Source organism: Nostoc sp. DedSLP03 (assembly GCF_034530815.1).
Classification (GTDB): domain Bacteria; phylum Cyanobacteriota; class Cyanobacteriia; order Cyanobacteriales; family Nostocaceae; genus Nostoc.
Map to the genome: position 1 here is coordinate 16904 of NZ_JAVRCK010000050.1, position 26620 is coordinate 43523.

The following is a 26620-nucleotide window of genomic DNA, read 5'->3' on the forward strand; positions in this document are numbered from 1 at the left end:
AAAAAGTTAGAAGGATACTGAGTTTTTCATGCAATCAAAGATGAGTCCTATAGATTAGTTTTTATCAAAAAAAAAGTCAAATCATCAGTTATATCAAGGGTGATTCTGCTGCGATCGCAGCTATTCTTACACCATTGGGAAATCCGTTTAGTATCGTAGGAGGGATCGGGCTACTTGGTCTAATAACGGTTGTAGGGGTTGCTGTAGCAGGATATGAACTTTAAGCTATTGTTAAAGCTATTTATCAAGAAAGTAACAAAACTGAATTTGTTTAATTTATCCTTAAAGAAATTAAATATTTATCGATTACAATAGACTGAGCTTGGAGTTAAAAATTAATGCTGAAAATTAGAGATTACAAAAACAATTGAAATTGCTGAGAAATGATTTTGATGGCTAGTTGTTACCTAATGTCAATCCACTTTTAGCAAAAGTTTATTTAGGTAATGTTAATTATTGAAGAGCGGACTTTAAAAAGGATATACAAGCTAATGCAGTTAGATAATCATAGTCAGCTTTTAGTAAATTCAAACAATAAAATTTTTACCTATAGAGAAGTAGAAGTTGCTATCAAGTCAAGTTCGGCTGTTGACGATTGTGTAGTAATAGAGAGGCAGACAGAAAATTTAAAACAAGATTTAATTGCTTATGTAGTTCCATCAGGATTATTTGTACCAGAACAATTGCTATCTTATTTGCAAACAATTCTGTCTAGCGAATTAATACCGAAGGCGATTGTGCCAGTCTCCACTTTACCATTAACTCCATCGGGACAGATAGATGAAACTGTCTTAAATCATTTGGAAGTAAGGGATACAAACCTTGTACAGCAATGGTCAGAACAAATTCAGTTAGTACCTGAAGTTAAGCAAGTAGCAGTAGTAGTTCAAGAACACCTCAAGCAGCAGCGATCGTTACGCTTATCAGACTTGCTAAGTGATTGGAAAACGCTTACAGGTGAAGAAAACAATACAGTTACACCTCAATTTTCTCGCTCAACTATCAATCAGGATTTCGCTAATAACAGACTAGCTGTTAGTCATGGCAAAGAACTCAAACAAGAAGAAAACGCTCCAAAACTTCTTTGGGAAGCCCTGCAAAAAACAGCTATTCAATTCCCAGAAAAAGAATTAGTTTATATTCAACCCGATGGTTATGAAATTATTCAATCTTATAAAGATTTACTATTAGATGCTCAAAAGATATTAGCTGGTTTAAGAAAGATAGGTTTAAAACCATTAGACAAAGTAATATTTCAAATCGATCTCAGTCAAGATTTCATACCTGCGTTTTGGGGTTGTATCTTAGGCGGTTTTATTCCCGTACCAGTTTCTATCGCACCTGCCTACGAGCAGATTAACAGCGCTGTTAACAAATTACACAATGCTTGGCAGATGCTAGAGCAACCTATTGTTCTGACAAGCTCAAAATTAGTTCAAAGCCTTCGGAAATTACCAGCACTTTTAAATGTAGAAAATTTTCAAGTTGAGACAGTAGATAACTTACGCCAAAACCAACCAGATAGAAATATTCATCAAAGTCACGAAGATGATTTAGCACTACTATTACTCACTTCAGGCAGTACTGGTTTTCCTAAAGGTGTGATGTTAACTCATCGCAATCTCTTAAGTATGACGGCTGGCACAGCCCAAATGAACAATTTTTCCAGTGATGAGATTGTTTTGAACTGGATGCCATTAGAGCATGTGGGTGCAATTGTTTTTCTAGGACTGATGGCAGTTGATTTAGGTTGCAAGCAAATCCATGCATCTACAGAATACATTCTGCAAAATCCCATTCGTTGGTTGGAATTGATTCAACGCCACCAAGCGTCGATTTCTTGGGCCCCAAACTTCGCTTTTTCCTTACTTAATGAACGCGCTAGTGAAATAAATCAGCAGTCATGGGATTTATCTTCTATGCGCTTTCTAGTGAACGCTGGGGAGCAAATCGTACCGAAAACAGCACGTAGTTTTCTTAAGCTTCTCCAACGACATGGTTTACCACCTAACGCCATTCATCCAGCCTTTGGGATGTCTGAGACTTGCTCAGGAATCACTTGGTCTGATGGTTTTTCTTTAGAATCTTCATCAGATGATATGTCATTTGTAGAACTTGGGCCACCGATTCCGGGAGCATCGATTCGCATTACTGACGATAATAATCAAATCGTTCCCGAAGGGGCGATCGGGAAATTTCAAGTTCAAGGACTTTCAGTGACTTCTGGTTACTATCAAAATCCAGAGCGCAACCGCGAAGCTTTTACCGAAGATGGATGGTTTAACACTGGAGATATCGGCTATTTACAGTCAGGACGAATTGTGCTGACTGGCAGAGATAAAGATGACATTATTATCAATGGCATCAACTATTACAGTCATGAAATTGAATCAGTAGTTGAAGAAGTCGAAGGTGTAGAGATATCTTATACGGCTGCCTGTGCCGTGCGATTCTCTGGGCAAAACGCAGATCAATTAGCTATATTCTTTAGTTCTGCTGTCTCTGAACAGACTTTGTTGAAAGAGCTGATAAAAAAGATTCGTGGGGCAGTTGTCAAAAAGATTGGGGTAAATCCAAATTACATTATTCCTGTCAAAAAGGAAGTAATTCCGAAGACTGCAATTGGTAAAATTCAGCGCGCCCAATTAAGCAGGATGTTCTTGGCTGGTGAATTTGATACTATTATTCAACAACTTGGCATCAATTTAGACAATCCTAACTTATTACCAGACTGGTTTTATCGTCGGATATGGCAGCAGAAACTACCTGTAAGCCAAATGTCTACAATTAATGGTCGCTTCCTAGTATTTCTCGACCAATTAGGATTAGGGGAATGTTTGGGTGCAGAACTCCAAAAACAGGGGCAGCCGTGGGTTGGTATTGAAGCGGGAGTAGACTTTAAGCAACTGAGCAATAACCGCTATCAAATTGCACCAAATAATCCCGAAGATTATCAACGTTTGCTATCTGCCCTGAAAGCTAATAACTTTCAAATTGATAAAATTATACATTTATGGACTTATGACAGTTGTATTAATGAGGTTTCTAGTTTAGAGTCCTTAGAACAAGCTCAAACATCTGGTGTTTATAGTCTACTATTCTTAATTAAAGCGTTAGCTAATATCCAGAAATTTCAATATCCTATCGATTTGTTAGTAGTTTCTAATTATACGCAGTTTACATCACCTGCTGACGAAATAGCTTATGAGAAATCACCACTGCTTGGGTTATTGAAAGTAATCGAGCAGGAAATACCAGGATTGAGTAGTCGTCATGTAGATTTAACTGTAGATAAAACAGTAGTGAATGCAGAGCGGATTCTGCAAGAGTTGCATATCTTATCAGGAGAATCTGAGGTAGCTTATCGCCAAGGACAGCGTTGGATTCCTCGATTAGAGAAAGTAGATTTTTGCTCTCCACCAAAGCAAGATTTTGCTTTTCAATCAGGTGGAATGTATTTAATTAGCGGTGGTCTTGGGGGTGTTGGTGTTGAAATTGCTAAGTATTTGTTGAAGCATTACAAAGCAAAGCTTTTGTTGGTTGGTAGGACTAACTTACCCGAAAGAAATACATGGCACAACTACACAGAACAGTCGAATGCTATATCTCAAAAAATCGCGGCTTATCAAGAACTAGAAAAGCTAGGAGGAGAAATCATCTATGAGGCAGTGGATGTCTGCGATTTGCCAGCTTTGCAAGGTGTGATTGAACAGGCAAAGTCTAGCTGGGGATGCCAATTAGACGGGGTATTACATCTAGCAGGATCTTATCAGGAGCGATCGCTCATCGCAGAAAATCATAACAGTTGGTCAGCAGCCTTACGCTCAAAAGTTGGAGGAGCTTGGGTACTCAATCAACTACTACTAGATGATCCCCAAGCAGTTTTTATCAGCTTTTCTTCAGTCAGTAGTTTCTTGGGAGGCGCTACTGTCGGCGCATTTGTTGCAGCTAATCAGTTTCTAGAGAGTTTTGCACATTATCAGCGCTCTTTGGGGTTAAAGAGCTATTGCTTTAGCTGGAGTCTGTGGGATGGCCTCGGCATTAGCTCTGACTCTCAAAGAAGCAAGTTGGCTCAAAAGGCGGGTTACTATGCCATGTCTGCACGACAAGGGCTGTATTCTTTGCTCGTTGGTTTACACCATAATCAGGTGCAATTACTAGTGGGATTAGATGGTAGTAACCGATATATCCGCAGTTATGTAGAAGATACTTATCCTCTGGAAAAATTAACTGCTTATTTTACCGCTAGTAATTCTTTAGTTGGAGAGCAATTATCTAAATTAGTGGTGCGCGATCGCTATGGTACACCCAGTACTTGCAATTTTGTGCAGCTACAACAGATGCCATTAACCAAAACAGGCATCATCGATTTAGAAAAGCTTACCAGAGGCGAGTTGCACCAAAGCGCCAACGACCAAGCACAACCAGTTTCAGACATTGAACGCCAAGTTGCACAGATTTGGCAAGAAGTGTTGAATCTTGAAGAAATAGGCATCCATGAGAACTTTTTCGAGCTAGGAGGACATTCACTACTTCTAGTGCAGGCTCAGAGTAAATTGCAGGAGTTCTTCCAGATTCCGGTGTCGATTGTAGATATGTTTAAATATCCCAGCATCAGCACCTTAGCGAATTTCTTAAGTCAAGGGCAAACAGAATCACCTTCTGTAGTCCAAGGTCAAAAACGTGCCAAGGTTCGTAGTTCTCGCCAAGCTGTTAATCAATCGGATATCGCCGTCATCGGGATGTCCTGTCGTTTTCCTGGTGCGAATAATATCGATGAATTCTGGCAAAATTTATGCAATGGCGTAGAATCGATTTCATTTTTTAGCGATGAAGAAATTATCAAAGCAGGTGTAGATCCGGTACTAGTCAAAAATCCTCACTACGTCAAAGCCAAGCCCATATTATCTGATGTGGAATCTTTTGATGCTGATTTCTTCGGCTATAGCACAAAAGAAGCAGAATTACTAGATCCTCAACAGCGTCTTTTACTCGAGTGTGCCTGGGAAAGCTTAGAAACTGCTGGTTATAATCCTCTAACTTATAATGGTGCGATCGGGATCTATGCTGGCGCGGTGATGAACACTTATTTACTGAATAATGTTTATCCCAACCGCCATCAGCTTGATATTAACGATAATCTGCAAATAGCAACCATAGATTCAATGGGTGGTTTGCAGATGATGGTTGCTAATGATAAAGATTATTTAACCACACGGATTTCTTACAAACTCAACTTGACTGGCCCAAGCGTGAATGTGCAAACCGCTTGCTCTACATCTTTGGTGGCAATTCACATGGCTTGTGCCAACTTGCTGAGTGGCGAAAGTGACATGGTTTTAGCTGGTGGGGTTTCTGTGAATGCACCCCAAAAGGTTGGTCACTTGTATCAAGAAGGAATGATTGTCACTCCAGATGGTCATTGTCGGGCTTTTGATGCTAAAGCGCAGGGGACGATTTTTGGTAGTGGTGTGGGGCTTGTGGTTTTGAAGCGGTTGGAGGATGCGATCGCTGATGGCGATAACATCTATGCTGTAGTTAAAGGTTCCGCCGTTAATAACGATGGTGGTACAAAAGTTGGCTACATGGCTCCTAATGGAGACGGTCAAGCAGCTGTAGTCACAGAAGCAATGGCGATGGCGGGAATTGATGCAGAAACCATCAGCTACGTGGAAGCACATGGAACTGGCACACCTTTAGGAGATCCGATTGAAATTGGCGGACTTACCCAAGCATTTCGTTCTAGTACGCAGTCAAAAAACTTTTGTGGTATCGGTTCAGTAAAAACCAATGTCGGTCATCTCCAGATTGCTTCTGGTGTGGTTGGTTTTATCAAAACAGTCCTGTCACTGTACCATCAAAAAATTCCACCAAGTTTGCACTTTGAACAACCTAATCCTCAACTGGATTTACCCAATACGCCTTTTTACGTTAATACTACGTTGCAGGATTGGCATAGCCAAGATTATCCCCGTCGTGCTGGGGTGAATTCTCTGGGAATCGGTGGTACTAATTGCCATGTGATTTTGGAAGAAGCACCAATAGGAATTCAAAATTCAAAATTCAAAATTCAAAATGAAAATTCTATTGAACGTCCTTACCATCTACTTGCTATCTCTGCAAAAACTCTGAATGCTTTAGATGAATTGCGACATCGGTATCGGGAATTTTTGATATCGAATTCTGGAGTATCTATTGCAGATGTTTGCTATACAGCGAATACAGGGCGGGAGCATTTTAACCATCGTCTGGCGATTGTGGCTGACTCTAGAGAGGAGTTAGTAGAGAAACTGGCTGATTTGACATCTTCTAAGAGCTTTCAGTCTAATAACAAGCTAACAAAAATAGCCTTATTGTTTACTGGCCAAGGCTCTCAGTATATCAATATGGGTCGTAAATTATACGACACTCAACCTATATTCCGCCAAACTTTAGAGCAGTGCGACGAAATTCTTCGCCCATTACTGGAGCATTCTTTGTTAGAGGTACTGTATTCTAGTCAAGCTTCATCTCTACTGGATCGAACTGCATATACTCAACCTGCGCTATTTGCGATTGAGTATGCCCTATATCAACTGTGGAAATCCTGGGGGATTGAGCCGGATGTAGTCATGGGGCATAGTGTTGGCGAGTATGTGGCTGCAACTGTAGCTGGTGTTTTTAGTTTGTCAGATGGATTAAAACTCATTGCTCATCGCGGACGGTTGATGCAACAATTGCCATCTGGGGGTGAAATGGTTTCCCTGATGGCTTCAGAGGCGATAGTGAGGGAAGTTATTGCAGCCTACAATCAACGAGTGGCAATAGCAGCCATCAATGGCCCCGAAAGTGTGGTAATTTCTGGAGCTAGGGAAGATATCACAGTTGTTTGTCAGCAACTAGAAGCCCAAGGAATCAAGACAAAGCGTTTGCAAGTATCTCATGCTTTCCATTCGCCGTTGATGACACCGATGTTGGCTGACTTTGAGGCAATAGCTAATCAAGTTACCTACAATCAGCCGCAAATTCCATTAGTATCTAATATTACTGGAGAATTGGCAGGCGATCGCATCACAACAGCACAATACTGGGTCAATCATATCCGTCAACCAGTGCGGTTCGCTGATAGTATGCAGACATTGCGTACTCTTGAATGTGAAGTCTTCTTAGAAATTGGGCCGAAGCCGATTTTGTTAGGCATGGGTCGTCAATGCTTGCCAGATGGTGAAGGTTTATGGCTACCTTCTTTACGTGAGGGCATACCAGAATGGCAACAATTGCTCTCTAGTTTAGGAGAGTTATATTTAGCCGGAGGCAAAGTTAATTGGTTAGAACTTGAGCAAGATTATCCTCGCCGCAAAGTTGCACTACCAACATATCCATTTCAAAGACAACGTTATTGGATTGAAAATACTCCGCGTCGGCATCAACAGCTACAACCAGCAAAACTGCATCCATTATTAGACAAAAAGCTTCAATTGCCCTTAAGCAAGGAAATCTTGTTTGAATCGGAATTTAGTACTCAAACTCTACCGTTCTTAACAGAACATCAAGTTTATAACCAAGTTATAGTACCTGGAGCTTGTCATCTCTCCTTATTATTGGGTGCAGCAGGGCTGACTTTCGCCAGTGAGTCATGTCTGTTAGAAAATATAGTTTTCCCACAGGCATTGCCTATCCCCGAAGGTAAAGCGCGCACACTACAGTTGGTGCTGTCTTTTGAGGGAAGTGGCGCATCTTTCCAACTTATCAGCTTTGATACAGTTCCAAATGGTAGTACTCAGATAAATGAGTGGTTAGTTCATGCCACAGGAAAAATCTCGAAAGGCTTTAATACTAAACTAGAAGCTGTCTCTCTCCAACAGATACAAACACGCTGTACTCAACAAATAGCTGCGCTCGAAATTTATCAAAGTTGGCAAAAGCGACAAATTCAATTGGGTGAAAGCTTCCAGTGGCTTGATTCTGTTTGGTGGAAAGAAGGAGAAGCCCTAGCCAAGCTCAAATGGGTTTCGGAAGTAGAGAATTTAGAAGAGTATCAATTATATCCAGGTCTTCTAGACTCCTGCTTACAACTGACCAGCATTTTCTTCTCTGACGATGAGACTTTTGTACCCTTTGCAATTGAGAGTTTCGAGTTTTACCAACGTCCTCAAAGTCAGCAGTTATGGTGTCATGCGGTGCAACGACAGCTAGAAAATTCCCAGCCCGATAAGCTACTAACAGATATTAGACTGTTTGATACTCATGGACACTTGATTGCAGACATTAAAGGTTTACAAGCCAAAAAAGCGACTCGCCAAGCGTTGCTGCAATCTCTTGAGCAAGATTTCGCAGACTGGTTGTATGAAATTGAATGGCAAGCGGTGGAAAAAAGTCAATCGGCTGCTGTCTCTGGTGGCAGTTGGCTGATTTTGACTGATTCAGAAGGACTAGGCCAACGACTAGCCAAACAGTTGCAACAGCAAGGAGTTGCTTGTATCTTAGTGTCTGCTGGTGTTAGCTATCAGAAAATTGATCGGCAACATTATCAAATCGATCCCAGCCTCCCAGACCACTGGCAAAAATTGATTAGTACCGTCAGTCAGCATGAAAAAGCAGAGGAGCAGGGAGCAGGGAGCAGGGGAGAAAAACTACCCACAATAAGCAATATCATTCATCTGTGGAGTTACCAAAAGCGATCGCAAAACTCCCTTACTGCTATAGAACAAGAACAACTTCTAAACTGTGGTAGTGTCTTACACCTAGTACAAACTTTGCTGCAAGCCAACTTCCCAACACCTCCTCGGCTATGGCTGGTAACTCGTGGCACTCAAGCGATAGATAACGCATTGCCACAACCAGTTCAACTCAGTGGGGCGGCATTATGGGGATTAGGTCGAGTCATTGCTCTAGAACATCCCGAATTACAATGTGTGCGCTTAGATTTAGCTGCCGATGAGGACAATCTGCAATTGCTGTGGTCAGAAATCTGTTCTCCAGATACAGAAGACCAAATAGCCATTCGTCACGGCAAACGCTACGTAGCGCGACTGGTGCGGCGCAAAGCCATTTCTGATGAGGACAAACAACTGGCGATCGCACCGCGCCAGCCTGTGCAATTAAAGCTATCTGAGTATGGTGTCTTAGATCATCTATCGTTGCAAGCGATGACTCGTCGCCCACCGCAAAACAACGAGGTGGAAATTCAAGTGCAAGCCGCAAGCGTGAATTTCCGGGATGTCCTAAATGCTTTAGGAATGCTTAAAGAATATTATGCTGAAAAAATGGGCATTACCCAAGCGAGTCAGTTGACTTTTGGCTTTGAATGTGCTGGAAATATTGTCGCCGTGGGAGAGAATGTTGACCATCTCCAAGTTGGGGATGAAGTTCTGGCATGGGTGACAACTCACGATGCCTTCAGCAGTTTTGTCACGTTACCAGCAACGACTGTAGTCAAAAAGCCCACAAACTTAAGTTTCCAAGAAGCAACGACCATACCTTTAGCATTTTTAACATCCCATTACGGGTTGCATCATCTAGCAAAAATTCAACCAGGCGAACGAGTTTTGATTCATGCCGCAGCTGGTGGTGTCGGTTTAGCTGCGGTGCAAATAGCGCTAAGTGCTGGTGCAGAGGTATTTGCTACTGCTTCTGTTAACAAGTGGGAATTTCTCAAATCAATGGGAGTTAAGTATGTAATGAACTCCCGCAGCCTGGAATTTGCCGACGAAGTGATGAGTCTGACACATGGACAAGGGGTAGATGTTGTTCTCAATAGCTTAAATGGTGAATTCATCAACAAAAGCTTACAAGTACTGGCTCACAAGGGACGATTTATCGAAATCGGCAAAATTGGCATCTGGGATGAAAGCCAAGTCAAAGCCGTAAGAGATAATGTTTCATATTTTGCTTTTGATTTAGGGGAAGTTCACCAAAAGTATCCGGGTTTAATTTCCCCGATGTTGCAGCAACTAACAAAACAATTCCAAACAAGTACTCTTAAGCCTTTACCTCAAACAGTATTTTCCCTAGAGCAAGTAGTAGATGCTTTCCGCTATATGGCAGCAGCCAAGCATATCGGTAAAGTAGTAGTATCGATGCCGCAAATCACTACAACAGTTAATGAAGGGCAGTTATCTGTACAACCAGACGCGAGTTATTTGATTACTGGTGGATTCGGCGCACTGGGTATGGAAGTGGCTGAGTGGTTGATAGAAAAAGGTGCGCGACACTTAATATTAATTGGGCGAAGTGAGGTATCTATTGCCACAAAACAAAGAATATCTAGCTTTGAGCGATCGGGTGTAAAAGTGCTGGTGGTGCAAGCGGATGTTTCCGAAGCCGATCGCGTGGTTGAAGTATTAGAAAAAATCGACTCTCAGTTACCGCCACTGCGGGGAATTATCCATGCGGCTGGCGTGCTGGATGATGGTGTTTTACGGCAACAGTCTTTAGAGCGTTTTTGGCGGGTAATGGCTCCGAAAGTGCAAGGTGCGTGGAATCTCCATACTTTGACACAAAATCTGTCGCTTGACTTTTTTGTTTGTTTCTCGTCGATAAGTTCGCTGATTGGCTCTGCGGGACAAGGCAACTATGCAGCAGCGAATGCCTTTATGGATACCTTAGCCCATCATCGCCAAGCTTTGGGTCTACCTGGAATCAGCATTAACTGGGGGCCTTGGTCGCAAGTGGGTATGGCGGCTAACTTAGATAGCCAAAATCAAAATCGCATACAGACAAACGGGATTGGTACAATTGCTCCTCAACAGGGATTAACTGTGCTAGAGCAATTGTTGAATCAATCTTCTGCTCAAGTAGCGGTAATACCGATCAATTGGTCAGAATTTCTCAGTAAATCAAGTTTAAACTCGCCTTTCTTTGCTAACTTCAGCCACACAGCCAAGAAACTCGAACAATCTGATTTTCGGACTCGATTAGAGATGGCTAATGCTAGCGATCGCCAACCACTCTTAATTGAGCATATTTGCTCGCAAGTAGCTAAAGTGCTAGGGCGTAATCTCTCAACCCTAGATCGAGAGCAGAGGTTTTTTGAGCTAGGGATGGATTCTCTAACGGCTGTTGAGTTGCGAAACCGCTTGCAAAACTCTCTAAGATGCTCTGTACCCCCAAATTTAGCTTTTGATTATCCTACAGTTACAAAACTGGCTAATTATTTGGCATTAGAAATTTTTCCCCTAGATTTTGCTCAAGAAAGCCAAAGCACAGGTAGCGAGCAATTTCCGCTAGAGAATCTCGAAAATAATGATTGGGTGGAGTTGGAACTATGAGCTTGGTTGAATTTTTACAAGACCTTTCTTTGAAAGGGATTAAATTGGGAAATGACGGCGAAAAATTGCGTATTGGGGGTTCTAAGTCGCTGTTAACTCCTGATGTAGTTGCTCAACTACAGCAGCATAAAAGTGAAATTTTACAATTACTGCGCGATCGCCCAGATATTTTAAATATTTATCCTCTTTCCTACGGTCAACAAGCGCTATGGTTTTTGTGGCAACTAGCACCTGAAAGTGCAGCTTACAATATGGTGTTTGCCTGTCGTATTTGTTCGCAGGTGAATGTCACGACTTTACAAAAAACCTTCCAACTGCTGATTAACCGTCATCCTCAGTTACGTAGCACCTTTTCCAAGCAAGGGAATCAAGTTGTTCAACAAACCCGTCAAACTCAATTACCAGATTTTCAACAAATAAATGCCTCTAATTGGAGCGAGCAGGAGCTTGAACAAAGAGTTTTTCAGGAATACAAGCAACCTTTCGACCTCGAAAACGGCTCAGTAATCCGGGTACGTTTATTTACTTCTTCGCCAGATGAACACATCCTGTTGATGTCAGTACATCATATTGCAGGTGATGGTTGGTCTATGCCCTTACTGATGGAAGAGTTAATCGTCAGCTATCCTGCACTAGAGTCGGGGATTGAGCCATCTCTAACTCCTCTACAGCACTCTTACATCGATTACATTCGTTGGCAAAGAGAATTATTAACCACCGCCCAAGGAGAAAAGCTCTGGAACTATTGGCAGCAACAACTAGCAGGAGAATTACCTGTACTCAATCTGCCGACAGACAAACCACGGCCAACCATCCAAACTTATAACGGTGCTTCCCATAACTTTACTCTTTCGCCAGAACTGACCGAAAAACTGAAAAAATTAGCTCAAACAGAAGGCGTTACCCAATATATCCTGCTTCTGGCTGCATTTCAGGTTCTCCTGTATCGTTATACAGGGCAAGAGGATATTTTAGTCGGCGTTCCTACTTCAGGTAGAACTCAGATAGAATTTGCCCCAATTGTCGGCTACTTCGTCGATCCAGTTGTCATCCGGGCAAATCTGTCAGGAAATCCTAGTTTTGGGGAATTTCTCGCTCAAATTCGCTCCTGCGTATCACAAGCATTGGCGCATCAAGATTTTCCCTTTGCTTTATTGGTAGAACGATTGCAGCCACAGCGCGATTCCAGCCGTTCCCCGATTTTTCAAACTGTATTCAACTTTATTTTGCAGAACTTGGGACAGTTTGAGCAGACGCAACAACTTTTGTTAGAAGGTGAAGTAAATCAAGACGGATTTATCCTCAAACCTTTTGAAATGCCCCAAATGGAGGGTCAGTTCGATCTAGATTTGACGATCGCAGAAAATAATTCTTCTTTAGCTGGAATTTTCAAATACAACACTGACCTTTTTGATGAGCGCACTATCAAGCGCATAGCGGGGAATTTTATAACGTTACTTGAAGGGATTGTGGCAAATCCTATTCAGCCAATTTCCCGATTGCCCCTATTGACGCAACCCGAACAGCAGCAGTTATTAGTATGGAACAATACTCAAGCGGATTATTACTCTGATAAGTGTATTCATCAGTTGTTTGAACAACAATCTTTGAGTGCCCCGAATGCTGTCGCAGTTGTGTATGAAAATCAACAACTGACTTATCAGCAGTTGAACAATCAAGCTAACCAGTTGGCGCATTACTTGCGTTCATTGGGTGTAAAATCAGATACCTTGGTGGGGTTGTGTGTAGAGCGATCGCTCTTAACAATCGTGGGAATACTAGGCATTCTCAAAGCGGGTGGTGCTTATGTGCCGCTCGATCCTGAGTATCCAACTGAGCGTTTAAGCTTCATGTTAGAAGATGCTCAAGTTAAAGTACTGGTAACACAACAGCAATTAGTAGATACTATTCCTCAACATCAGGCGCATATTGTTTGCTTAGACAGCGATTGGGAAAAAATTGCTCAAGAGTGCGAGTTAAACCCGGAAAATACCGCAACACCCGATAATTTAGCTTATATCATCTATACTTCCGGTTCTACAGGTAAACCCAAAGGCGTTTTAGTCAATCACTCAAATGTAACTCGTCTGTTTGCAGCCACAGACTCTTGGTATCACTTCAATCAAGATGATGTGTGGACAATGTTTCACTCTTATGCATTCGATTTTTCTGTATGGGAAATTTGGGGTGCATTGTTGTATGGTGGAAAACTAATAGTAGTGCCTTATTTAGTGACGCGATCGCCTGAATCTTTCTATCAATTATTGTGTCAAGAAAAAGTCACAATTCTCAATCAAACACCATCAGCTTTCCGCCAGTTAATTCAAGCCGAACAGTCAATAACATTTTCCCCTGCCCCCTCCTTAAACTTACGCCTAGTCATATTTGGTGGCGAAGCTTTAGAACTGAAGAGTTTACAACCTTGGTTTGAGCGACATGGCGACTCCTTGCCTCAATTAGTGAATATGTACGGGATTACAGAAACCACCGTACACGTCACTTACCGCCCATTGAGCAAAGCCGATTTAAATCATACTGCTAGTGTAATTGGTCATCCAATACCCGACTTACAGGTGTACGTGCTGGATGAATATTTACAGCCAGTAGCGATAGGCGTTCCTGGTGAAATGTACGTTGGTGGCGCAGGGGTGACACGTGGCTATCTGAATCGTCCCGAACTGACAGCAGAACGTTTTATTTCTAGCCCATTTGATAATTACAAAAAATTATACAAAACAGGTGATTTAGCGCGGTATTTACCCGATGGCGAGTTAGAGTATTTAGGACGCATCGATAACCAAGTTAAGATTCGTGGTTTCCGCATTGAGTTGGGCGAAATTGAAGCATTAATAACTTCTCACCCAGCCATTTGGGAAAGCGTGGTAATAGTACGAGAAGATGAACCGGGCGACAAACGTTTAGTAGCTTACGTAGTCCCGCAAAAAGAACAATCCCCCACAGTCCCAGAACTGCGTCAGTTTCTTAAGGCAAAGCTACCAGAGTACATGATGCCAAGTGCAATAGTGCTGCTGGAATCCTTACCCCTCACCTCTAACGGAAAAGTAGACCGCCGCGCCCTGCCAACACATGAGTTAGACAGCACACTGCGAGAATTGTATGTTGCACCGCGCACACCTACTGAAGAAATGCTGGCGCAAATTTGGGCGCAAGTGCTGAAAGTAGAGCAAGTGGGTATTCACGATAACTTCTTTGAGCTTGGCGGACACTCGCTACTAGCAACGCAATTGCTTTCACGCATTCGCAACATTTTCAACGTAGAATTACCATTGCGTGAGTTGTTTGCTGCATCGACAGTAGCCGAATTAGCACAATCAATTGGGCAGTTACAGCAACAAGACTCAGAAATAACTTCCCCGCCACTTTTAAGGCGGACAAGGGATGCAGAATTACTACTGTCTTATGCACAACAGCGTTTGTGGTTTTTAGATCAGTTCGAGCCTAACAGCCCCTTTTACAACATTCCTATGGCTTTGCGGCTAGTAGGAAATTTGGATCGAGCAGCCTTAGAACAAAGCTTACAAGAAATTATTCATCGCCACGAAGCATTACGCACTAACTTCATTACAGTTGATGGCAAACCTTCTCAAATTATTCAAACAGAAACTACTTGGACAGTTTCAGTTGTTGACTTGAAGTATTTATCTACAACAGAACAAGAAATTACTAGTCAACAATTAGCGCAACAACAAGTTACTCAACCTTTCGATTTGGCAAAGGAAGCATTAATCAGGGCGATATTAGTAGTGCTTAATGAGACGGAACACGTCTTGTTAGTGTGTATGCACCATGTTGTTAGTGACGGTTGGTCAATGGGTGTGTTTGTCCAAGAACTAGCAGCACTGTACGATGCTTATGCTCAAGGTCAGCCCTCAACCTTGGCACCATTGGCGATTCAGTATGCAGATTTCGCAATTTGGCAGCGAAACTGGTTGCAAGGGGAAGTACTACAAAGCCAATTAAATTACTGGCGACAACAACTACAAGATGCACCAGCCTTATTGTCGCTCCCCACAGACAGACCTAGACCAGCTGTGCAAACCTACAACGGCACACATCAAGAGTTTGTCCTGTCTGTTGAACTAACTGATAAGCTCTCCAAACTCAGCCAAGAACAAGGTGTAACTTTGTTCATGACGCTGTTGGCAGCATTTGATACCCTGCTTTATCGCTATACAGGTACAGAAGACATTTTGGTGGGTTCGCCAATTGCTAACCGCGATCGCTCTGAAATAGAAGGGTTAATTGGCTTTTTTGTCAATACCTTAGTCATGCGTACCAGCTTGACAGGCAACCCCAGTTTTAGCGAATTACTCACCCGTGTTCGCTCTATGGCAATGGAGGCATATTCCCATCAAAATTTGCCTTTTGAAATGTTGGTGGAAGCATTGCAGCCAGAAAGAAACCTCAGTCATACACCACTGTTTCAGGTAATGTTTGTCCTCCAGAATGCACCCACATCTGAATTAGGACTAACCGGGCTGACTGTAAATCGATTGCCAATCAAAGGCACAACTTCTAGGTTTGATTTAACTTTATCGATGGAAAACACTGCCATCGGATTAGCAGGGTGGTGGGAATATAACACTGACTTGTTTGATGCCAGCACAATTGAACGAATGACAAGTCATTTTGTTACATTACTTGAAGGTATTGTTGCTAACCCAGAACAACGAATTTCTCAATTGCCATTGCTAACAGCAGTTGAGCAACAGCAGTTACTTGTCGAGTGGAACGATACAGAAGTTGATTATCCACTTCATAAGTGCATCCATCAATTGTTTGAAGAACAAGTCGAGCTGACACCCGATGCTGTGGCGGTAGAGTTTGGAAATCAACAACTTACTTACAAGCAATTAAACTACCGTGCTAACCAGTTGGCGCACTACTTACGCTCATTAGGTGTAAAACCAGATGTCTTAGTTGGTCTGTGTGTTGAGCGTTCTTTAGAGATGGTTATAGGATTACTGGCAATTCTCAAAGCGGGTGGAGCGTATGTACCACTTGATCCAGAGTATCCGAGCGATCGCTTGAGCTTTATTTTAGACGATACTCAAGTTAAAGTTTTACTGACTCAACAGCGACTTATTGGCAGGCTAACGCCAAATCAAGCAAAACTTGTTTGTTTAGATACTGATGCTGAATTAATTTCTCAGTGCAGCACAGATAACGTAATTTCTGGCGTACAACCCGATAACTTAGTTTATATAATTTACACTTCTGGTTCCACAGGTCAACCCAAGGGTATAGCTATGAGTCAGCTTGCCCTTTGCAATCATATCTTGTGGCATCGGGACAATCTCAAAATTGCTCGTGGAGCAAAAACCCTGCAATTTGCTTCGGTTAGCTTTGATGTCTCCTTCCAAGAAATCTTCACTACTTGGTGTTCTGGCGGCACATTATGCCTCATCACAGAGGAATTACGCCACGATACAAGAGCTTTGTTAGGTTTTCTCCAAGAAAAAGCAGTTCAAAGAATGTTTCTCCCCGTTGTGGGCTTACAGCAATTAGCGGAATTCGCTATTAGTAATGCATTAGTGAATACTCATTTGCGAGAAATCATCACTTCTGGGGATCAATTGCGAATTACTGGGGCGATTTATGAGTGGTTGGGTAAACTCAATGATTGTACATTGCACAATCAATATGGGCCATCCGAAAGCCATTTAGCCACCAGTTTTACTTTACCTAATTCAGTAGAAACTTGGCCGCCATTACCTCCAATTGGGCGACCGATTTCCAACACGCAAATTTACATCCTAGATAAATATTTACAGCCTGTACCCGTGGGTGTAACAGGAGAAGTGTACATTGCTGGTGTCCTGTTAGCCCAAGGCTACTTGAACCGACCCCAGTTAACACAAGAGAAATTTATCCCCAATCCCTTTAATAATTCAAAACTATACAAAACTGGAGATTTGGCACGTTATTTACCGGACGGTAAAATCGAATCTTTAGGACGCATTGACAATCAAGTTAAAATTCGCGGTTTCCGCATTGAGTTGGGCGAAGTTGAAGCAGTACTCGGTCAACTAAGTGATGTGCAGGCATCTTGTGCAGTTGTTCGGGAAGATACCCCAGGTGATAAACGCCTAGTCGCTTACATAGTGCCGCAACCAGAACAGACTTGTACTGAGCGACTTGCCTTGAGCGAAGTCGAAAGGAGTCGAAGTACACTCTCTGTAAGCGTTGTGCGTAACTTCCTGAAGTCAAAGTTACCAGACTACATGGTTCCAAGTGCAATAGTTATCTTGGACGCTTTACCAATTACCCCCAACGGTAAACTAGACCGCCGCGCTTTGCCTGTGCCTGATTTACACAGCCAATTATCGGATGAGTATGCTGCTCCACGTAACCCCATCGAAGAAATTTTGTCAGTAATTTGGGCGCAAGTCTTAAAATTAGAGCAAGTGGGCATACATAATAACTTTTTTGAGCTTGGCGGACACTCGCTACTTGCAACGCAACTAGTTTCCCGCGTGCGTACCAGCTTAAATGTAGAATTACCTTTGCGGAGTTTATTTGCTGCACCAACGATCGCTGAATTGTCCCAAAATATTCAACAGTTGCAGCAACAGGATTTAACAGCATCAGCCATTTTACCAAAAGCAAGGGATGCAGAGTTACCACTGTCTTATGCTCAACAGCGTTTGTGGTTTTTAGACAAGTTAAATCCCAACAGTGCGTTCTACAATTTACTTTTAGCTTTACGTCTAGCTGGAACTCTGAATCGAACTGCCTTAGAACAAAGCTTACAAGAAATTATTTATCGCCACGAAGCGTTACGGACTAACTTCATTACAGTTGATGGAGAACCAGTTCAAGTTATTAGGGAAGAGGCAGGGAGCAGGGGGCAGGGAGCAGGGGGCAAGAGGCTTTCTTTGAGCCAACTAACATCTATACCTTGGACAGTATCTATTGTTGACTTGAAGCATTTATCCACACTTGTACTGAGCGAAGCCGAAGTAAGTGAAAAAGAAATTGCTTTGCAGCGATTAGCGCAACAACAAGCGCAACAACCCTTTAACCTGGCAGATGAATTATTAATCAGGACAACATTAGTAACGTTGTCAGAAACAGAACACGCCTTGTTAGTGTTTATACATCATATTGTCTTTGATGGCTGGTCAATGGGTGTGTTTGTTCAAGAACTAGCAGCATTGTACAATGCTTATTCTCAAGGGAAGCCGTCACCTTTAACACCACTGCCAATTCAGTACGCAGATTTCGCTATTTGGCAAAGAGACTGGTTGCAAGGAAATGTACTGCAAAGCCAACTCTCGTACTGGCAACAACAACTAGCAAACGCACCAGCTTTATTGTCGCTACCTACAGACCGACCTAGACCTGCTGTGCAAACTTTCGCTGGGACATATCAGAAGTTTGCACTTTCAGTTGAGTTAACCGATAGATTGGTAAAACTGAGCCAGGAGCAAGGTTGTACTTTATTTATGACGCTGTTGGCAGCTTATGATACCCTGCTTTACCGCTACACAGGACAATCAGACATTTTGGTAGGTTCGCCGATCGCAAACCGCGATCGCTCTGAAATCGAAGGGTTAATTGGCTTTTTTGTCAATACTTTAGTCATGCGTACTAACTTGGCAGGCAACCCCAGTTTTAGCGAATTACTCCTTCGCGTTCGAGAAGTAGCTTTAGGAGCATACTCTCATCAGAATTTGCCTTTTGAAATGTTGGTGGAAGCATTGCAGCCAGAAAGGGACTTGGGACATACGCCACTGTTTCAGGTGGTGTTTAATCTTCAAAATGCACCCGTACAGGAAGTAAAGCTTGCAGGGTTAACTGTTAGTTCCTTGCCAGTAGAAAGTACAACTACAAAGATTGATTTGGGTTTATCGATGGAAAACACTACCCAAGGATTGATGGGTATGTGGGAGTATAATACTGACTTGTTTAATGCCAGCACGATTGAACGAATGACTGGTCATTTTGTAACTTTGCTTGAAGGAATTGTTGCTAATCCACAGCAGCAAATTTCTCAATTGCCTCTGCTAACAAAATCTGAGCAACAGCAGTTACTCGTTGATTGGAACAATACTCAAGCAGATTATCCCCAAGATAAATGTATCCATCAGTTGTTTGAGCAGCAGGTTGAGCGTACACCCGATGCTGTAGCAGTTGTATTTGAAAATCAACAACTCACCTATCACCAGTTGAATTGTCGTGCTAATCAATTGGCGCATTACTTGCACTCATTGGGTGTAAAACCAGATACGCTGGTGGGTATTTGTGTGGAACGTTCAATAGATATGGTGGTGGGACTACTAGGCATTCTCAAAGCGGGTGGTGCTTATGTACCACTTGACAGTGAGTATCCGCCTGAGCGTTTGAGCTTCATGCTAGAAGATGCTCAAGTTTCGGTGCTACTGACTCAACAACGACTGATTGACAAACTTCCACAACATCAAGCAAACCAAGTCTTTTTAGATGAAATCTGGTCAGAAATTGCCCAAAACAATCAATCTAACCCAACTACTGGAGTCAAAGCTTTTCATTTAGCGAATGTGATTTACACTTCAGGATCTACAGGTAGACCCAAAGGTGTGATGGTTGAGCATAAGGGACTATGTAACTTAGCTCAAGCTCAGAAAACAACTTTTGGCTTGACTTGTTCTAGTCGCGTTCTCCAGTTTGCCTCCTTCAGTTTTGATGCTTCGATCTCAGAAATTTTGATGGCTCTGTTTTCAGGTGCAACGTTGTACCTGGGAAGCAAAGACTCTCTATTGCCAGGAGAACCATTAATTAAACAATTACGCAATTATTCGATTACCCATATCACACTACCACCATCGGCGTTAGCAGTTATGCCCGTGGAGGAACTGCCGACACTGCAAACAATAATTGTCGCGGGAGAAGCAAGTTCAGCTGAATTAATCAAGCAGTGGTCTGTTGGCAGAAACTTCTTTAACGCTTACGGGCCAACGGAAGCTAGTGTCTGTGCGACTATTGCCAAATGCACCCCTGAAGATGAGAAAATATCTATTGGTCAAGCGATCGCCAATACGCAACTCTACATTTTAGATGAGTATTTGCAACCCGTACCGATTGGTGTGCCAGGAGAATTGCACATCGGTGGAGTCGGGTTAGCAAGAGGCTACCTCAACCAAAAAGAGTTGACACAACAGAAATTTATTCCCAATCCCTTTAGCGATGAAGCCCATTCTCGGCTTTACAAAACTGGCGATTTGGCCCGCTACTTGAATGACGGTAGCATTGAGTTTCTCGGTCGTATCGATCATCAAGTCAAGATTCGCGGCTATCGCATAGAACTTGGGGAAGTTGAAAATGTAGTGTCTCAGCAACCTGGAGTTCAAGAAGCAGTAGTCATCACACGAGAAGACCAATCGGGCAATAAACGTTTAGTAGCTTATGTTGTACCACAACAGAAAAACCCTGAATCATCCCAGGTAACAGAAAATTTATCAACAGACAAAGTAGAACTATGGCCATCTGTAGCCGAATACTATGTCTATGATGAATTACTGTATTACGCTATGACCAATGACCATCGGCGTAACGATAGCTATAAAGTCGCCATTAATCAATTGGTCAAAGATAAAATAGTCGTTGAAATTGGCACAGGTAAAGATGCTATTTTGTCTAGATTTTGTGTCGAAGGGGGTGCTAAGAAAATTTATGCAATTGAAAGAGACGAGTCAACCTGCAACAAAGCCAGAGCTTGTATTGAAAAATTAGGTTTAGCGTCAAAAATCACAGTCATTCATGGAGATGCAACTCAAGTTGAGATTCCAGAACTCGCTGATGTTTGCGTCTCCGAAATTGTGGGAGCAATTGGTGGCTCTGAAGGAGCAGCAGTAATTATTAATAATACTAGAAGATTTCTCAAGCCTGATGGGTTGATGATTCCTGAAAGAAGTGTTACCAAGATGGCTGCTGTTACTCTCCCAGATGAAATATTATACAAGCCAAAATTTGCTGAAACTCCTGCACATTACACCAATGAAATCTTTAAGCAAGTTGGATATCCATTTGACTTAAGGATATGTATTAAAAAATTTCCGCAAGCTAATGTTTTGTCCACTGTGGATGTTTTGGAAGACTTGAATTTTAATGAATATATTAGTCCAGAACTCTCCCATTCAGTGAAATTTGAAATTCAGAAAACTGGGCGACTGGATGGATTTTTAGTGTGGTTGAATTTGCACACTGTCGCTGGAGAAGAAATAGATATTCTCGAACATGAACATTGTTGGCTTCCTGTTTATTTTCCAGTATTTGAACCAGGGATTGAAGTTGAATGTGGTGATGTCATTCAAGCAGTTTGTTTCAGAACACTTTGCGAAAACAATCTCAACCCCGATTATGCAATTAAAGGTCGTTTGCTGAGAAAGAATGGAGAAACTATTAAATTTGAATATGTCTCCTATCACTATAAAAATAATTTCCGGCAAACACCTTTTTATCAACGATTATTTGCTGAATATGAAAATGAAAACAACAATAAATCAGATAATCTAACTCAGTCTTTGAGAAATAATCTCAAGGAAAGATTGCCCGATTACATGATACCATCCAGCTTTGTTTTTCTAGATCGACTGCCCTTAACACCAAATGGCAAGGTAGACCGTCACAATCTACAGAAATCAGAGTTAACTCCTCTAAACAAAGCTGATTATGTAATACCAAATACAGAATTAGAAAAAATCATTGCTGGTATTTGGCAAAAAGAATTAGCAGTAGAAAAGGTGGGAATTTACAATAATTTCTTTGAGCTAGGCGGTCATTCGCTATTACTAGCACGAATTAATCAGCAATTGCAAGAAGAATTTGATTTGGAACTATCAATAGTTGATATGTTTAATTACCCAACTATACATAGTTTAAGCCAATATTTAAGTGCTAAAATCAAAAAACAAGATACAATAAAAGAAAACAATTATCGCACTCAATCTCAAAGTGAAATTAAAGCTTTAAGAAGCCAGCAATTACAATCCAGGCAACAATATCGCTCTCAGAAGAAAGGTACAAGATGACAATAAATTCAGTAGACAACAATCATGAATTTAATAATTCTGAAATAGCAATAATTGCTGTTGCTGGTAGATTTGCTGGCGCCAAAGATATTGAATCATTTTGGCAGAATTTACGAGATGGTGTAGAATCTATCTCTTGTTTGAAGGATGAAGAATTAATAAATTCTGGTGTTTCTGTTGATTTACTGAATAATCCTAATTATGTAAAAGCTAGGGGTGTTATATCAGATATTGAATTGTTTGATGCAAATTTCTTTGCTTATAGCGCCAAAGAAGCGGAGTTAATAGATCCACAACAACGTCTATTTTTAGAATTGGCTTGGGAAGCAACAGAAAAAGCTGGTTACGATCCGCAAACCTACAATGGTTTAATCGGGGTTTATGGTGGTGTAGGAATGAGTGGATATTTGCTCAACAACCTTTACCCTAATTATCAATCATTAGCCACAATTGACCCCGTGCAATTAGGAATTTCTAATGATAAAGATTTTTTACCGACAAGAGTTGCATATAAACTCAATTTGACTGGCCCCGCAGTAAATGTGCAAACAGCCTGTTCTACTTCATTGGTTGCTGTTCACATAGCTTGTCAAGGTCTTTTAAATGGTGAATGTGACATAGCTTTAGCTGGTGGAGTTACTATCAGCATTCCCCAAGAAATCGGCTATTTGCATCAAGAGGGAATGATTCTTTCTCCTGATGGACACTGCCGTGCTTTTGATGCTAAAGCACAAGGAACGATCGCAGGTAGCGGTGCTGGGATTGTGGTATTAAAAAGATTACAGGATGCAATCAGCGATCGCGACTACATTCATGCAATTATTAAAGGCTCGGCGATTAATAATGATGGTGCAATGAAAGTCGGCTACACTGCTCCTAGTGCTAGCGGTCAAGCAGCAGTGATTGGCGAAGCTCAAGCTATAGCGGGTGTAGATGCCGAGACAATTTCTTATATTGAAGCTCATGGCACAGCTACACCTTTAGGAGATTTGATTGAAATTGCAGCTTTAACTCAAGCTTTTAATCAAACTACAGATAAAAAAGGCTTCTGCGCTATTGGTTCGGTAAAAACCAACTTGGGACATTTGGATACAGCAGCAGGTGTGGCAGGTTTGATTAAAACAGTATTAGCACTGCAACATAAAATGCTGCCTCCGAGTTTGCATTTCGAGACACCTAATCCTAAAATTGATTTTGCCAACAGTCCTTTTTATGTCAATACAACCCTGACTGAATGGAAAACAAATAACATCCCTCGGCGTGCCGGAGTTAGCTCTTTTGGTATGGGTGGTACTAATGCTCATGTAATTTTAGAAGAAACTCCTGTGTTGGAGCAGGGGAGTAGGGGAGCAGGGGAGCAGGGGAGAAATTATCAATTATTGTGTCTTTCGGCTAAGAGTGCGAGTGCGCTTGAGAAGGCGACGGCTAATTTAATTACTCATTTAAAAGAGCATCCAGAACTTAATTTAGGCGATGTCGCTTATACCCTCAATAGTGGTCGCCGGGGTTTTAATCATCGACGGATGTTAATTTGTCAAGACTTAAAAGATGTTGTTGAAAACCTGAGTAATTTAGCAACCCAACAAGTTATTACTAACTACACAGAGATTACAGAACGCCCTGTGGTCTTTATGTTTCCCGGTCAGGGTTCTCAGTACGTAAATATGGCGCGGGAAATTTATGAAACCGAGGCAGTATTTCAAGAACAAGTTGATTATTGCTCAGAAATTCTTAAACCTTTACTAGGGCTTGATTTACGTCGTATTCTTTACCCTAGTGACGAAAAGATTGATGAGGTATCAAAGCAACTTCAACAAACAGGAATTGCTCAAAGCGCTATTTTTGTAATTGAGTACGCCCTAGCTAAATTATGGCAGTCTTATGGAGTGGAACCACAAGCTGCGATCGGTCACAGTATTGGCGAGTATGTAGCAGCAACTCTCGCAGAAGTTTTCTCTTTAGAAGATGCCTTATCTTTGGTAGCAGCACGCGGACAGATGATGCAGCAATTGCCTACTGGAGCAATGCTTTCTGTTCCTTTACCCGCAGACAAGGTAAAATCCCTATTAGGGCAAGAACTTTCTGTTGCTGCGATTAATCAACCCTCACAGTGTGTAATTTCCGGTTCCACAGCAGCCGTAGATGCACTACAAAATCAGCTAGCTACTCAAGGTATTGAATGTCGCCGCCTGCATACTTCTCATGCTTTCCATTCGCAAATGATGGAGCCAATCTTAGAGGCATTTGCAGAGCGAGTCAAAAAAGTTACTTTAAATGCTCCAAAACTTCCTTATATTTCTAACCTAACTGGTACTTGGATTACAGTCACCCAAGCCACAAATCCTGACTACTACGCTCAACATCTGCGTTCTACAGTTTTGTTTGCTTCTGGTGTCGAGAAATTATTAGCAACACCCGAACAAGTCTTACTAGAGGTGGGGCCAGGACACACACTAGCTACATTAGTCAAGAGACATCCAGACAAAGCCGCCACACAAACAGTTTTGACTTCGGTACGTCATCCTCAAGAAAAGCAATCCGATATCGTTGTTTTATTTAATACATTCGGTCAACTCTGGTTGGCTGGGGTAAAAGTAGATTGGTTTGGATTTTATAGTCAGGATGAGTATTATCGTCTTCCCTTACCAACTTACCCCTTTGAGCGCGATCGCTATTGGATCGATCCCCCACAAAAAGCAGCTTGGGGACAGTTGCAAATCTTACCCACAACATCACAATTGTGGACATCGCTTACACAAGCAGGTCAAAAGCAAGCAAGTTTGAGAAATGCAGAACTCAACGAGTTAACCTATCAAGAAAATAGACAGTGGTTAGACCGTTTATGTACAGCTTACATCAACTCTGCATTCCAGCAATTAGGGATTTTTAGCAATCCTGAAGAAAAGTATTCTTTAGGAAACTTGTTAGCGCAATGCCATATTTCTCCTCGCTATCAGCAATTGATTTCAAGATGGTTGCAAATATTAGTTGAGCAAGGACAACTACAGCAACAGGAGGGGTTATTTAGTGAGCTAGTTCCATATTCGCAAGATTATATTAATGAACATTTAGCAGAAGTTAGAGCAAGGTTCGCTGCTTCATCTTTAGTAGATTTAGATTTAGTGCAACGTTGTGGTGAAAATTTAGCTGTTGTTGTTATTGGCGAACAAGAACCATTAGAGATTTTCGATGAACTGGTTTATCAAAAAGAAAACAATGGTTCATATTCAGAAACTCCCTTAATTTCTTACTACAACTCTATCTTGCGTTCCAGCTTAGAACAGTTAGTTAAATTATTGCCATCATCTGTTCAGCTAAGAGTTCTAGAAATCGGTGCGGGTACTGGTGTGTCTACACAAGCTTTATTACCTGTGTTGCCGCCCCAACAAACCAGCTATACTTTTACTGATATTGGTAGCGGCTTTTTGACTCAAGCTCAACAGAAATTTCAAGACTATCCATTTGTTGAATATCGATTACTAGATATAGACAAGTCGCTAACTGAGCAAGGGTTTGATAAGTACAGCTTTGATGTAATCATTGCCTCTAATGTGTTGCACGCTACTCGGAATATAGATCGAACACTCCACCATGTACGCTCTTTATTAGCTCCTGGCGGCTTCCTCTTAGTGTGGGAAATAACTCAGCCCAAAATAGACTTTGATATCACTTGGGGTCTGCTGTTGAAACCTTTAGACGATAAAAGACGCAATCCAGGTCAACCTTTTATCATCAAAGAAGAGTGGTTTGATGCATTACGCGCTCAAGATTTTGTGCAAGTTGCTGCATTTCCTGAAACTGAAGCATTAGAGCATCAGATTATTATGGCTGTTGCTTCTGCATCAGCTGCATTTAGTATAAAATCTGGGCAAAAAGAGACTGACCATAAATTAGAGATTTCATTACAAACAAAGCCAGATATTTTTCAGCCTGCAAAATTATCTGCACTCCACACAAGACCTAATTTGTCCAATTCCTATATAGCTCCGCGTAATGAAATAGAGGAAAAAATTGCTGAGATTTGGCAAGAATTATTAGGGATTAAACAGGTAGGAATTCATGATAACTTTTTTGAATTAGGAGGAGATTCTTTAATAGCTGTTCAAGTTCTATCTCGGCTAAGAAAAACTTTTTCTGTTAAATTATCTGTAGAAATTTTATTTGACTTTCCCACAATAGCTGAAATAGTATCCAAACTAGAGAAACAACCAGAACCAGATATAAAATTAGATGCAAGTGATAGAGAAGAAATCGCAATTTGAACAATAATTATTTAATTACGAATTACGAACTTGTACTGAGCGAAGTCGAAGTATTATGAATTACGAATTAGGCAAA

At 41.6% G+C, this 26620-nt stretch carries 3 protein-coding genes; all 3 read left to right on the forward strand.

Annotation, left to right across the window (positions count from 1 at the left end; translation table 11 throughout):
* Positions 1-491: 491 nt before the first annotated feature.
* Genes RM368_RS22705 through RM368_RS22715 form a run of 3 tightly spaced genes read left to right on the forward strand, consistent with a single transcriptional unit; the run spans position 492 to position 26544 of the window.
* Entirely contained in the window at positions 492-11249 is a 10758-nt protein-coding gene (locus RM368_RS22705; RefSeq protein WP_322696128.1) for an SDR family NAD(P)-dependent oxidoreductase, read from the forward strand.
* The gene (locus RM368_RS22710) at positions 11246-22282 is read left to right on the forward strand and encodes a non-ribosomal peptide synthetase (protein ID WP_322696129.1); all 11037 of its coding nucleotides are present in this window, start codon (positions 11246-11248) and stop codon (positions 22280-22282) included. The genes RM368_RS22705 and RM368_RS22710 overlap by 4 nt, the downstream gene beginning before the upstream one ends.
* Positions 22279-26544 carry a beta-ketoacyl synthase N-terminal-like domain-containing protein gene (locus tag RM368_RS22715; protein ID WP_322696130.1) on the forward strand — a complete coding sequence of 1422 codons (4266 nt, stop codon included), beginning with the start codon at positions 22279-22281 and terminating at the stop codon, positions 26542-26544. The genes RM368_RS22710 and RM368_RS22715 overlap by 4 nt, the downstream gene beginning before the upstream one ends.
* Positions 26545-26620: the final 76 nt, after the last annotated feature.